The organism is Tenggerimyces flavus (assembly GCF_016907715.1).
GTDB classification, from domain to species: domain Bacteria; phylum Actinomycetota; class Actinomycetes; order Propionibacteriales; family Actinopolymorphaceae; genus Tenggerimyces; species Tenggerimyces flavus.
In genome coordinates this window covers 860,926-874,307 of sequence record NZ_JAFBCM010000001.1, presented here as the reverse complement: position 1 = coordinate 874,307, position 13,382 = coordinate 860,926, and the positions used below count along the sequence as shown (strand labels likewise).

Genomic DNA, 13,382 nt, shown 5'->3' with positions numbered 1-13,382 from the left:
TCGTGATGCGCACCCAGGTGGCGATCATCGGCGCGGGGCCGGCGGGCTTGGTGTTGTCTCAGCTGCTGCACCTGGCGGGGATTTCCTCGGTGGTGTTGGAGGTTCGGGATCGCGCGTACGTGGAGAGCCGCGTGCGGGCAGGCGTACTGGAGCAGGGCTCGGTGGACCTGCTGCGTGCGTGCGGACTCGGGGCGCGGCTCGATCGCGAGGGGATGCCGCACGAGGGGATCAACCTGCAGTTCGCCGGCGCGCGGCATCGGGTGCCGGTGACGGCGCTGACGGGGCGTTCGATCACGGTGTACGGGCAGCAGGAGGTGGTGAAGGACGCGATCGCCGCGCGGCTCGCTGATGGAGGCGACGTGCGCTTCTCGGTGTCGGACGTTCGGCTGTCCGGCCTGGCTGCTTCACCACGGGTCGCCTTCGTGGAGAACGGGCGGGAGGCATTGCTCGAGTGCGACTTCGTGGCGGGGTGCGACGGCTTCCACGGAGTGTCGCGGTCGTTCGTACCGGACGGCGTGCTGACGACGTACGAACGGACGTATCCCTTTGCCTGGTTGGGAATCCTCGCCGAAGCGCCGCCGTCGACCGAAGAGCTGATCTACTGCCACTCGCCGCGCGGCTTCGCCCTGGTGAGCATGCGGTCGCCTTCGATCTCGCGCCTCTACCTCCAAGTGGCGCCGGACGAGCCGCTGTCGGAGTGGTCGGACTCCCGCGTCTGGGACGAGCTCCAACAGCGCCTCGCCATGCCTGGTTGGGAGTTGGCCGAGGGTGTCGTGCTCGACAAGGGCATCACCGCGATGCGCAGCCTCGTCACCGAACCCCTGCAGTGGAAGCGCCTCTTCCTCGCTGGTGATGCGGTCCACATCGTGCCGCCGACCGGAGCGAAAGGCATGAACCTCGCGCTGGCCGACGTCCGCCTCCTCGGAACTGCCCTCGCCTCCTGGTACACCACCGGCTCCCGCGCCCTGCTCGACTCGTACTCGTCGGACTGTCTGTGGCGCGTCTGGCGAGCCCAGCACTTCTCCTGGTGGATGACCTCGATGCTGCACAAGTTCCCGGACCACGATCCGTACGAGGAGAAGCTCCAGCTCTCCCAGCTCCGCTACCTCACCACCTCCGAGTCCTACGCCCGCAGCCTCAGCGAGAACTACGTCGGCCTCCCCTAGCCACCGTCAACTCCCCCTTGACGCCTCACCTCCCTCTCGCCGGCCACCTACGGCGCGTCCGTCAATTCCATCTTGACGCTCTCCCTTGCTCATCGTCACCCTGTCAACCTGACCTTGACGCTCGCGCTAACCCTCCGCTCCCCCTAGACTCAGCCGTACAATCGCCGGCCCGCCGCCCGCCAGGGGCGGGCTGTCCCCAACAGTCGCTCCGCCGGGCGAGAGGCCTGTCCCCCACCTGTACCCACCGGGCTCGCATCGGGCGACCAGACTGCCTTCCGGGCAGGGCCGAGCCGGCGGCTGGCTGGAGCGACCCAAGGCCTGCCGCTGAAAATGCGACTGACCCCAGCATCGCCTCCGAGCCAGGCCGAACGGGGAGCCCGCCGAGGATCTGTGGAGAACGTCCCGAGATCGGCACCTGGGGACGAAAACCCGGTCCGTTGTAGGGATCCGACAAGGGTGGCCGCTGCCCGCGGGCGCGGCCACCCCTCCGGGTTCTAGCTCAGGTTGGAGCGAAGGAAGCGGTCCGAGCCGTCGGGTTGGCCGCCGTTGTTGTCGGCGTTCGTCGTGCCGAACCAGATCGCATTCTCGCCCGGCACCTTCGCCACCGCACGGAGGCGGCCGTACGTGCCGTTCCAGTGCGAGGTCACCGAGCCGACCGAGGTGCCGTTCAGGACGATCCGCCACATCCGTTGGCCACGCAGCGCTGCCATGAAGAGGGCACCGTTCGCGTACGCCAGACCCGAGGGCGAGGCCTCGGCCGTCGTCCAGGTGCGCTTCGGGTTCGTCATCCCGGCCACGCTGCAGTTGCCCTCACACGTGGGCCAGCCGTAGTTCTTCCCCGGCTCGATCAGGTTGAGCTCGTCGACCGACGAGTTCCCCAGCTCCGACGACCACAGCCGCCCGGCGGCGTCCCAGGCCAGGCCTTGCGGGTTGCGGTGGCCGTAGGAGTAGATCGTCGTCCCGAACGGGTTGCCCGGCGCGGCCGCGCCCGACTTGGTGATCCGCAGGATCTTGCCGTTCAGCGAGTTCCGGTCCTGCGCCAGGTTGCTCTGCTGTGCGTCGCCGGTCGACACGTACAGGAACCCGTCCGGACCGAACCGGATCCGCCCGCCGTTGTGGTAGCGGTTCTTGCGAATCCCGTTCAGCACAACGGAGTACGAGGACAGTGTCGTGCCGTTGAACGACATCTTCGCGATCCGGTTGTTGTCGCTCGAGGTGTGCATGAAGAACACCTCCTGGTCGCTCGTCCCGCTCCACGTCGGTGAGAACGCGACGCCCATCAGTCCACCCTCCCCATCGGTCGTCGCCGAGTTCGGGACCGTGCCGACCTGCGTCTTCCCGCTGCCGTTCTTGTTGATTCTGAACACCCGGAAGCTGTCCCGCTCGGTCACTAACCCGAACGTCCCGTCCGGCGACCACGCGATGTCCCACGGGATCGACCAGCCAGTCGACACCTGCGACGGCGTGCCCGGGTTGTTGCCGCCCGCGCAGGCTCCCGTCCGGAAGCTCACCGTCGGACTCTTCGCCGACGTGTTCCCCGCGGCGTCCTTCGCCACCACGTGCAGGACGTACGCGGTGTCGCAGGCCAACGTGGTCAGGGCCTTCGTCGTCGCCGGCGGCGTACCCGCCACCGAGTCGATCACCGCGTTGTTCGCGTCGTTGCGGAGGTCGTACGACGTCACGCCGCGGCTGTCGGTCGACGCGCCCCAGCTCAGCGTCGCCGAGGTCTGGCCGACGTTCGACGCTGACGGCTGCCCGGGTGCGGACGGCGGTGTCGGGTCACCCGGGTCCGCGGTCGTCGTGCACACGGCCTCGGGGCTGGTGTCGGACACGTTCCCGGCCGCGTCGCGCGCGAACACCGACAACTCGTACCGCGCGTTCGGACGCAGCCCCGTCAGCCGGTACGGCGAACCCGGCGGCTCCGGCGCCTCGGCGATCCGTTGGCCCTGGTGGTAGATGTCGTACGCCACCACGCCGACGTTGTCCGTCGACTCCGGCCACGTCAGCGTCAGCGAGTCGAAGCTGAGGTCGCTGCACACCGGCTGTCCCGGCGTCGTGGGCTGCTCGGCGTCGGCCGGCGGTACGACCTGCAGGCGGTCGAGGTTCGGTCCGCCGTTCACCGTGGACGAGACCGTCCGTACGGTGTTGGTGCCAGCTGTCAAGCTGGCGTTGACGACGAGCTCCTGCCACGTCGTCCAGGCGCCGGTGCCCTCGAACGCGCGGTCGTCGGCCACGACGGCGCCGTTAACGATGACGTCCATCGGCCGGTTCACGGTCGTCCCGTTCGCGTACCGGAATCTCAGGCCGGTCGCGCCCGCTGCCGCCGCGGTCACGGTGAACTGGACGGCGCTGCCGACCACGTTGTCGTAGTTGACGAACCCCGTGCCGGTGAAGCCCGCGTGGTTGGACTCGACGACGCCTTGGGTGATCGTCGCGGTCTCCGCCTGGTAGTCCGTCGCCGCGGGTGTGAACTCGACGTCGACGTAGTCGAGGTTCGGCCCGCCGTTCGCGGTCGTGGCCACGGCGCGGATCGTGTTCGTGCCGGCGACCAGGTTCGCGTTGACCACTGTCTGCTGCCAGGTCGTCCACGTACCCGTGCCGTTGAACGCGCGCTCGTCGGCGACGACCGTGCCGTTGACGACGACGTCCATCGGCCGGTTCACGGCCGTCCCGTTCGCGTACCGGATCGTCAACGCCGCACTCCCGGCGCTGGCCGCGTCGACGCTGAACAGCACCGAGCTGCCCACCGCGTTGTCGTAGTTGACGAACCCGGTACCGCTGAAGCCCGCGTGGTTGGACTCGACCACGCCCTGCGCGATCGAGGCGTTCTCCGCCTCGTACCTGGTGGGGGCCGCCACCGCCGGCTCGGCGCCGGTGGCGACCACCACTCCTGCGATCAGTAGGCCGGCAGCGAGCTGGGCAAGCGCTTGCCGGCGCCACGTTCGATGACGACTCATGGCCACTCCCTCGTGAAGTCATTGCGGCGACGAGCACGTGCGAACAACGATTAGACAGACTGACTAACTATTGCCAGCCGCCCTTCACGATAGCCATGAGTCGTCTCGAACGGAAGAGTCAACCGCTGGGGAGCGGCTCCTACCAGCTGTCCGCCGTACGGATCCGGTCGCGCACCCAGCTACCGGCCTCCTTCAGCCGGCTGGTGCCCGCGTACGGACCGTTCGGGCAGGTGCCCTGGGTGAACGCCGCACCCGTGCGCTCGTCGTCGGAGTAGTTCCAGTTCGTCCAGCTGATCTTCTTCTGCGCCAGCAGGTCGAGGTACTGCTGCGAGGAGTTGAAGTCGTCCGGCCCGTCACCGGTGTACTCCTGCGTGCCGAACTCCGTGACGAACATCGGGATCCGGTCCGCCGCCCGCGACAGCGCGGTCCGGTACTCCGAGCCATGCGACGCCGCGTAGAAGTGGAACGTGTACATCACGTTCGACGCGTTCACCGGCGAGTCGATGACCTCCTGCTCGTTCCCGCCGTCGGAGACGCCGAGCGAGGACCATGCGCGCGTGCCCAGCAGAACGACCGCGTCGGGATCCTGAGCGCGGATCACGGGGACGATCTGCTCGTGGTAGCTCTTGATCCGCGACCAGCTCACGCCGCTCGGCTCGTTCGCCACCTCGTACAGGACGTTCGGCTTGTCCTTGTGTCGCTGGGCGATCTCGGTGAAGAACGTCTTCGCCTTCTCCAGGTTCGCGTGCGGGTCGCCCGGGTCGAGCATGTGCCAGTCGACGATCACGTACATGCCGCGCGCCGACACCTGGTCGATCAGCTGGTGCATGAGATCGGTGAACATCCGCGGGTTGGTGTCGTACCCACCCTCCTGGATATACATCGACAGCCGCACGATGTCCGCCTGCCAGTCGTTCGCCAGCGCGTCGAGCGACGAGTCGTTCACGCACTGCCGGTACCACTGCAGGCCGTGCGTGCTCATGCCGCGCAGCTGGATCGGCGTGCCGTTCTGGTTGCACAGCTGGGTGCCGCACACGCGCAGCTGACCGTTCGCGGCGACCGGCGTCGCGCCGGGCTGGCCGGGTGAGCCAAGCTCGAGGTAGTCGACGTTCGGGCCTCCGTTCGCGGTCGTCGCCACGGCGCGGACGGTGTTCGTGCCCGCCGTCAAGTTGGCATTGACGGCGGTCTGCTGCCAATTGGTCCACGCGCCCGTTCCCTGGAACGGCTTGGCGCCGGCGACGGTCGTGCCGTTCACGATGATGTTCATGGGTCGGTTGGTGGGCGTCCCGTTGGCGAACCCGAACGTGAGGATCGCGGCACCCGCCTGCGCGGCGGTCACCTGGAACTGGACGGAGCTACCGGTCACGTTGTCGTAGTTCACGAACCCGGTGCCGCTGAAACCGGCGTGGTTGGACTCGACCAGTCCTTGCGAGATCGTCGCGCTCTCCGCCTCGTACCTGGCGGCGGCCACCTCCGCGTCGGGCGTCGAGGGTGGGCGGGCATCAGCAGCGCCGATCGGAACCAACGCCAGCGCCAGTCCGGCCATCAGCCAGACCGGCGCACGTCGTGATCGAGACAGCATTCGAGACACGGGGGTCCTCCCTTGCTTACACGGTGACAGCATCCGGCCGTTGGCGCCAAGAGGTGCATCCCGGGCCCGGGAGTTGAAACGGACAATAGGTGCTGTTCGACGGCCAAGTCAATGCAATTGTTAGACAGACTGACTATTCATTACCTGAAGGCGGCCGCCTGTCAGTCCGGCACCGGTCAGGCGCGTCGTGTGACGCGGTCTTTACAACGTTGAGCATTGCGGTTAGACACGGGACATCGATGCACCGCTCATCCCGGAGGTCGCACATGCCCGTACGACGGCGTCCGTTGACGCTCGTGGGGATCGCCGCGCTCTGCGGCGGACTCGCCGCGGTGTCCCTCGTCGCTACGCCGACGGCAGCAGCACCGAACCAGAAGGCAGAGGCCGCGGCAACGTACTCCAACCCCGTCGTCCAGGGGTACACCATCGACTTCCCCGACCCGGCCGTCATCCGCGGCAAGGACGGGGTCTGGTACGGCTACGCCACCGGCGGTCCGCACGACGAGCAGGGCACCCGCGGTTCGTCGTACAAGATCGGTAAGTCCACCGACCTGGTGCACTGGACCGAGGCCGGCGACGTTTTCAACGCCTCGAACCTGCCGGCGTACGCGGCACCCGGCACCGGCTTCTGGGCCCCGGACGTCCGCTACCTCAACGGTCAGTACCTGCTGTACTTCACCGTCCCGAACACGACGACGACCACGCAGGGCTTCGACCCCGCGATCGGCGTCGCGACCGCGCCGCACCCGGCCGGTCCATGGACCCCCAAGGCCGAGCCGCTGATCCCCGCCAGGCCTGTGGGCGGTGGCTTCGACACGACCATCGACCCGGCGCTGTTCACCGACACCGACGGCACGCACTACATGTACTGGGGTGGGTACGGCACCGGCCTCTACGTCGTGAAGATGTCGCCCGACGGCCTCGCCACGGTCGGCGAGCCGAAGCACATCGCCTCGTCCCGCTTCGAGGGCCCGAACGTGCTGCACCGCGACGGCTGGTACTACCTGTTCGCCTCGTCCGCGAACTGCTGCGCCGGCCCGACCACCGGCTACACCGTGTTCGTCGGCCGGTCGAAGAACCCGCTCGGTCCGTTCGTCGACCGTCTCGGCAAGACAATGCTGGAGAGCCGCACCGGCGGCACCCCGGTGATCGCGCCGAACGGAAACAAGTGGATCGGCACTGGTCACCACTCGGCCGCGACCGACGTCAGCGGCGAGATGTACATGGCATACCACGCGATCGACCGCAACGACCCGTGGCTCGACGTCTCGCCGGGCTTCACGATGCGGCCGATGAACCTCGACCGGCTCGACTGGATCGACGGCTGGCCGATCGTGCGCGCCGGTCTGGGTGCTTCCGAGTCGGGGGAGAAGGCGCCGATCGCGGTCGGCCAGATCGACGACCGCTTCGACGACGCGGCCGCGACCAAGGGCCGGTTCGTCGAGGTGCTCGGTGACCTCGCGAACGCCGGTCCAGACGCGCAGTCGGGCGGCTTCGGCAAGCTGTCCGGTCAGTACGCGCTCGCGCTCACGAAGAAGAACGTGTCCGACTCCGACGTCCGCGTCGAGGCGGACGTCCGTTCCGGCGCGAACGGCACTGTCGGTGTCGTCGCCCGCGCGGGCGAACCGCTCGGCGGTGTCCGCGCGGTGATCGACGCCAAGCGCAAGCAGTTGCGCGTCGAGACGTTCGTCGGCGGCCATGTGCAGTCGAAGTCGGCGCCGATTCCCGACGGGTTCGACTACGGCGCTTGGCACGTGGTGGCGCTGCAGGCGCGTGGCCGTACGGTCACCGCCGACGTCACCGACGCGCGGCTCGCCGACCCGTGGGCCGAGGTCTCGCTGAAGGTGCCGAGTCGCCTGGACCGCACGGGGCGCGCCGGCGTCACCGCTACTGGTGGCGGCGAGGTCGATAACTTCTCGGCGAACCCGCTGTACGAGCCGGTGCGCAAGGTCGTTCCGGCGCCGAAGCCGGGCAAGGTCGACAAGGCGTTCTCGGACGAGTTCAACGGCGGCGCGCTCGGCGCCGGCTGGAGCTGGGTGCGCGACGCCGACCCGGAGGCGGTCGTCACCGGCGGCGAGTTCAAGTGGCCCACACAGATCGCCGACCTCGTCGGCGACGGCACGCCGAGCCTGCTGGTCCGCGACCAACCGACAGGTAACTTTACGATCGAGACCAAGCTGTCGATCGACCTCGGCGTCGACACGGTCCGCAACTACCAGCAGGGCGGAATCCTCGTCTACGTGAACGACAACGAGTTCCTGCGCTTCGACATCGTCGCGGTGGAGAAGACGCGGATCGCGGAGTTCGGCAAGGAGACGATCTTCCAGGGCCGGCGTTCGTGGGGCGGCGGCGTCGTCGGCCCGCCGGGGGAGACGACCTGGCTGCGGCTCGTGCACACGCTCGACCCGAAGACCGGCGAGCACCGCTACCGCGCCGCGTCGAGCCTGGACGGCAAGACCTGGGTGTGGGGCCTGACCTGGACGCTGCCCGCGAACGTCACGCCGAAGATCGGCCTGACCTCGCAGGCGTCGCTGCAGGGGACGACGGACCAGTTCGGTAAGGCACTCTCCCAGTTCGACTACTTCCGCGTCTCGAGGCCGTAGTCGATGGGAGTCGTTTACGAAGGCAACTTTCCTGATCCGTTCGTCCTCCGCATCGAGGACGAACGGGTCGGGGAGGGCGCCCACTACTACGCGTACGCGACGAACGGCACGCTCGGCAACGTGCAGCTGCTGGCGTCGGAAGATCTGTCGACCTGGCGCGAGGTGGGCGATGCGATGCCTGCCCTTGCGTCGTGGGTGATTCCCGGTCGTACCTGGGCGCCTGAGGTGCTGCCGTGGCCGGACGGCCGGTACGCGATGTACTACACCGCGCACTGCCGTGCGACCGACCGGCAGGCCGTCGGCGTCGCTCTCGCGGACTCGCCGGAGGGGCCGTTCGTCGACGACACCGACGGACCGCTGCTCGACCAGGACAACGGCGGCTCGATCGACGCGAGCCCGTTCGTCGACGGCGACGGTACGACGTACCTGCTGTGGAAGAACGACGGCAACGCGATCGGCGTCGACACCTGGATCTACCTGCAGCAGCTGGCGGGGCCGCGCTCGCTCGTCGGCAAGGTGGTAGAGCTGATCAAGCAGGACGTTCCGTGGGAGGGTAACCTCGTCGAGGGGCCGTTCCTCTGGCCGCGCGACGGTCGCTACTACCTGTTCTACTCGGCGAACGCGTTCGACCGACCCGAGTACGGCGAGGGCTACGCGGTCGCCGACTCACCGCTCGGACCGTTCATCAAGGCGGCCGAGAACCCCATCCTGGCTGGGGGTACCGAAGTTGCTGGGCCCGGGCACGCTTCGATGACGACGCTCGAGGGGCGGACCTGGCTCGCGTACCACGCCTGGCAACCAGGCAAGGTGAAAGAGCCACCCGGCCGCCAGTTCTGGATCGACGAGGTCGTCTGGGAGGACGGCCGCCCTACCGTCGCCCGCGAATAGCCGCAGAGTCACACAAGCCGAGCCACCGCGCTCGGCGGCGTCGGCTTCCGGGGTCCGAGGACGGCCCCTCCGGCCGAAGGCCGCCGTCTGGTCGCCGCAAGGCCACCCGACGCCGCCGAGCACCGCGACCCGATGCCGGGGAGGCCGCCCGCGGCCGACACGTGCGAGCGGTCGCCATGAGCCCAGTGCAGCCGATTCTTCGCGGTCTTGGCCTCGGGTACGCGCAGCCACCCGATCACCGGGCCTACGCCGTCGGGATCGATGAGCGAGGCGCAGTCGTCGTCGTAGGAGCCGGGCTCGGGGACGTAGCCGAGAGCGGCGGCCCAGAACTCCGCCAGCTTGATCGGGTCGAGCGCGTCGCCGCCGAGCGTCCACTTGGTTGCCATGGCCGGCACGGTAGACGGGGTTCCGGACGATGGTCTTCCGGAACCCGCCCCACCACGCGTTGGCGTGGCGGGTTGGGGTGAGGGGCGCCCTGGTCCCATAGGTTCGGACAAGGGTGCCCCCGACCCAAGCGGTCGCCACCACTTGGCAAGCACGCCGCCAGTCGCCACCGGGCACCGGCCACCGTCACGGGCACCAGCTGCAGGTGGCCGCTGGTCGTCGCGCCGAAGGCCGGTGGGTGGAGTGCGGTCCAGGTTGTTGGCAAAGTCGTTAGCCGGCTTGTAATTTGGCGAGAAGGTCTACCGGAAAGGACTCTTGCCGTGGCACTGACCCGTCTCGGGCTCCAGATTCCCAGCTTCACCTATCCAGACACGCCGCCAGACCGGCTGTTCGAGAAGATCGCGGCGATCGCGACGACCGCCGAGGACTCGGGCTTCGACTCGGTCTGGGTCATGGACCACTTCTACCAACTCCCGCACGGCGTCGGCCCTGAGACCGACGAGATGCTGGAGGCGTACACGCTGCTCGGTGGCATCGCCGCGCGGACGCGCAAGGCGTTGCTCGGCACCATGGTCACCGGCGTCACCTACCGCAACCCGGCGTACCTCGCCAAGATCATCTCCACCCTCGACACCGTCTCCGCGGGCCGCGCGATCCTCGGCATCGGCGCCGGCTGGAACATCAGCGAGCACGAGGGGTACGGCTACGACTTCCCCTCCGACGGCGAGCGGTTGGACCGGCTCGAGGAAGCCCTGCAGATCTGCAAGGCGATGTTCACCGAGGACCGGCCGAGCTTCGAGGGCAAGCACTACCGAATCGTCAACGCACTTAACAATCCCCGCCCGCTGCGCGAGAACGGTCCGCCGATCATGATCGGCGGCGGTGGCGAACGACGGACGTTGAAGCTCGTCGCGCAGTACGGCGACGCCTCCAACATCTTCGGCAACCCGGAGCAGGTCCGGCACAAGGTCGGCGTGATCGCCAAGCACTGCGAGGACATCGGCCGCGACCCCGCGGAGATCACCAAGACCCGGCTCGGCTCGGTGATCATCGCACCAACTGCCGAGAAGGCCGCGGAACTCTCGGAGGAGGTCCGCCAGCGGTTCGACGCGCCGAAGGAGCTGTGGGCCGACCGCGTCATCGCCGGCAACCCGGACCAGGTTCTGGAGCAGGCGCAAGCGCTGGTTGACGCCGGCCTCGACGGCCTGCTGTTCAACACGCCGTTCGCGTACGATCTCGACAGCATCCAGCTGCTCGGCGAGACGCTGCGGCAGCTCAAGTTCTCTTCCTAGAAAGAGAGATCGCCTTGGTTGACGGCTACAACCCCGCCGGGATCTGGGCGCCGAACGGGCGCTCGTTCCAGCAAGGCGTGATCCAGGGCGATGGTCAGGTCGTCCACGTCACCGGCCAGGTCGCCTGGGACGCCGACAGCAACGTGGTCGGTGTAGGGGACGCGGAAACCCAACTGGAGAAAGCGTTCGACAACGTTCGCGTGATTCTCGAGGCGGTCGGTGGAAGGCTCGACGACATCGTCTCGCAGACGATCTACTTCGTCGACCGCGACGATCTCCCCGCGATCCAGCACGTCCGTTCGAGGCACTTCCCCGCGGAGACCGCGCCGGTGAGCATCCTCATCCAGGCCGCGGGCCTGGTGATTCCGGAGCTCGTCGTCGAGGTCGTCCCGATCGCGGTCGTCCCGCACGACCGCTTCCAACAACCCGCATAAGAGAACGAGGGGCACCCTCCGACAAGAGGTGCCCCTCGTTCAGCTGGCCCCGGTTTTAGAAGGCGTCCTCGGACAACGTCATCAGGTCGTTCGTGGTTCCCTCGGCGGTCGCGCGCTCCGAAGCCAACCGCGGCAGCACCTGGGAGCAGAACCACTGTGCCGCGGCGACCTTGCCCTCGTAGAACGCCTGGTCCTTCGCCGACACCTCGCCCGCGTCGAGCCGCGCGATCGCGACCTCGGCCTTGCGCAGCAGCAGCCACGCGCACACCACGTCGCCCAGCGCGAGCAGCAGACGGGTCGTGTTCTGGCCGACCTGGTACAGCGCCGTCGGGTCCGGGTTGTCGCCGGCCGGGTTGGCCTTCAGCAAGAACCCGACCATCGCGCCGACGATGCCCTGCGCGTTCTCCAGCGCCGACGCGAGCAGGCCGCGCTCGAGCTTGAGCCGCCCGTTCCCCGCCTCGGACGAGGCGAACGCCGAAACTTCCGCGGAAAGAGCGCCGAGAGCCTGGCCGTTGTCCTTCACGATCTTCCGGAAGAACAGGTCCATGCCCTGGATCGCGGTCGTGCCCTCGTACAGCGTGTCGATCTTCGCGTCCCGCACGTACTGCTCGATCGGGTAGTCCTGCAGGAAGCCCGAGCCGCCGAACGTCTGCAGCGACTCCGTCCCGAGCTGCACCCACGCGCGTTCCGAGCCGTACCCCTTGACGATCGGCAGCAGCAGGTCGTTCAGCCGCTCCGCCGCGTCGTCCGTCGTACCGTTGAACGAAGCGATGTCGATCGCGTCCTGCTGCGTCGCGGTGTAGAGAACGAGCGCGCGCAGGCCCTCCGCGTACGCCTTCTGCGTCATCAGCGAACGGCGTACGTCCGGGTGGTTCGTGATCGGCACGCTCGGCGCGGACCGGTCGCTCTGCCGGGTGAGATCGCGGCCCTGCACGCGTGTCTTCGCGTACTCCAGCGCGTTCAGGTACCCGCTCGACAGCGTCGCGATCGCCTTCGTGCCGACCATCATCCGCGCGTACTCGATCACCTGGAACATCTGCCGGATGCCGTCGTGCACCTCGCCGAGCAGGTAGCCGACCGCCGGCGTCCCGTCGCCGAAAGTCAGCTCACAGGTCGTCGAAACTTTCAGCCCCATCTTGTGCTCGACGTTCGTCGCGAACACGCCGTTGCGCTCGCCGAGCTCGCCGGTCTGCAGGTCGAAGCGCGTCTTTGGAACGATGAACAGCGACAGCCCCTTCGTGCCCGGGCCGCCGGCGCCCTCGACGCCGACCGGACGCGCGAGCACGAGGTGGATGATGTTCTCGGACAGGTCGTGCTCGCCCGCGGTGATGAAGCGCTTGACGCCCTCGATGTGCCACGTGCCGTCGGCCTGCGGGAACGCCTTCGTACGCCCGGCGCCGACATCGGAGCCCGCGTCCGGCTCGGTGAGCACCATCGTCGCGGCCCACTTGCGCTCGATCATGAGCTCCGCGACCCGCTTCTGCGACTCGGTCGCGTTGCGGTAGATCGCGGTCGCGAAGCGCGGGCCGCTCGCGTACATGAACATGGCCGGGTTGGAGCCCAGCGCGAATTCTGCCGCGGCCCAGCGCAGTGACGGCGGAACGGGCTGGCCGCCGATCTCCTGGTCGATCTCCAGCCGCCACCACTCGGAGTCGACCCAGGCGTTGAACGACGCGCGCAGCGACTCGGGCATCGTCACCGAGTGCGTCGCGGGATCGAAGACCGGGGGATTGCGGTCGCCGTCCTCGAACGAGGCCGCGACCTGGTCCTCGGCCAGCCGCGCGATCTCGCTCAGGATGCTCTTCGCGGTGTCGACGTCGACGTCGGCGTACCGCCCGGTGCCGAGCAGCTCGTCGCGTCCCAGTACGTCGAAGAGGGTGAACTCGGTGTCACGGAGGTTGCTCTTGTAATGGCTCATGACAGCATTTCCATCTCGAGTCAGGTCACGCTTGGAACTACCTGTCGGTAACTTCCCCTCCATGGTCCTACCCGGCGGTAACTTGTGCAAGTGGATCACGTCAGATGCCCGCGTCGGATGTGAGCCACGTCACGCCGCGCCAGGGCCGA

The 13,382-nt window shown here is 68.1% G+C and carries 9 protein-coding genes; 5 read left to right on the top strand and 4 right to left on the bottom strand.

Going from position 1 to position 13,382, the window contains the following annotated elements:
- Nucleotides 1-5: 5 nt before the first annotated feature.
- The gene (locus tag JOD67_RS04215; protein WP_205115397.1) at nt 6-1,166 is read left to right on the top strand and encodes a 4-hydroxybenzoate 3-monooxygenase; all 1,161 of its coding nucleotides are present in this window, start codon (nt 6-8) and stop codon (nt 1,164-1,166) included.
- Between the two features lie 494 nt (nt 1,167-1,660).
- Here JOD67_RS04215 and JOD67_RS04210 read toward each other — a convergent pair whose 3' ends face one another.
- Together JOD67_RS04210 and JOD67_RS04205 are read right to left on the bottom strand one after the other, a co-directional pair.
- On the bottom strand, nt 1,661-4,123 hold the full coding sequence (locus tag JOD67_RS04210; RefSeq protein ID WP_239553715.1) for a PQQ-dependent sugar dehydrogenase: 2,463 nt from the start codon (nt 4,121-4,123) through the stop codon (nt 1,661-1,663).
- A 139-nt stretch (nt 4,124-4,262) separates the two neighbouring features.
- Nucleotides 4,263-5,705, bottom strand: coding sequence for a cellulase family glycosylhydrolase (locus JOD67_RS04205; protein ID WP_239554436.1), 1,443 nt, complete (start codon nt 5,703-5,705; stop codon nt 4,263-4,265).
- A gap of 275 nt (nt 5,706-5,980) precedes the next feature.
- Here JOD67_RS04205 and JOD67_RS04200 point away from each other — a divergent pair, with 275 nt between their 5' ends.
- Both JOD67_RS04200 and JOD67_RS04195 read left to right on the top strand, forming a co-directional pair.
- Nucleotides 5,981-8,317: a glycoside hydrolase family 43 protein gene (locus tag JOD67_RS04200; RefSeq protein ID WP_205115396.1), complete on the top strand. Its 2,337-nt coding sequence runs from the start codon at nt 5,981-5,983 to the stop codon at nt 8,315-8,317.
- Between the two features lie 3 nt (nt 8,318-8,320).
- On the top strand, nt 8,321-9,205 hold the full coding sequence (locus tag JOD67_RS04195) for a glycoside hydrolase family 43 protein (protein ID WP_205115395.1): 885 nt from the start codon (nt 8,321-8,323) through the stop codon (nt 9,203-9,205).
- Nucleotides 9,206-9,213: 8 nt separating this feature from the next.
- Here the strand turns inward: JOD67_RS04195 and JOD67_RS04190 are convergent, their stop codons facing one another.
- Nucleotides 9,214-9,591 carry a VOC family protein gene (locus JOD67_RS04190; RefSeq protein WP_205115394.1) on the bottom strand — a complete coding sequence of 126 codons (378 nt, stop codon included), beginning with the start codon at nt 9,589-9,591 and terminating at the stop codon, nt 9,214-9,216.
- Nucleotides 9,592-9,909: 318 nt separating this feature from the next.
- Between JOD67_RS04190 and JOD67_RS04185 the strand changes: the two genes are divergently transcribed.
- Together JOD67_RS04185 and JOD67_RS04180 are read left to right on the top strand one after the other, a co-directional pair.
- Nucleotides 9,910-10,881, top strand: coding sequence for an LLM class F420-dependent oxidoreductase (locus JOD67_RS04185; protein WP_205115393.1), 972 nt, complete (start codon nt 9,910-9,912; stop codon nt 10,879-10,881).
- Nucleotides 10,882-10,895: 14 nt separating this feature from the next.
- Nucleotides 10,896-11,315 carry a RidA family protein gene (locus tag JOD67_RS04180; RefSeq protein ID WP_205115392.1) on the top strand — a complete coding sequence of 140 codons (420 nt, stop codon included), beginning with the start codon at nt 10,896-10,898 and terminating at the stop codon, nt 11,313-11,315.
- Nucleotides 11,316-11,370: 55 nt separating this feature from the next.
- On the opposite strand, the gene JOD67_RS04175 is transcribed toward JOD67_RS04180, so the two are convergent.
- Nucleotides 11,371-13,233, bottom strand: coding sequence for an acyl-CoA dehydrogenase (locus JOD67_RS04175; protein ID WP_205115391.1), 1,863 nt, complete (start codon nt 13,231-13,233; stop codon nt 11,371-11,373).
- Nucleotides 13,234-13,382 lie beyond the last annotated feature (149 nt).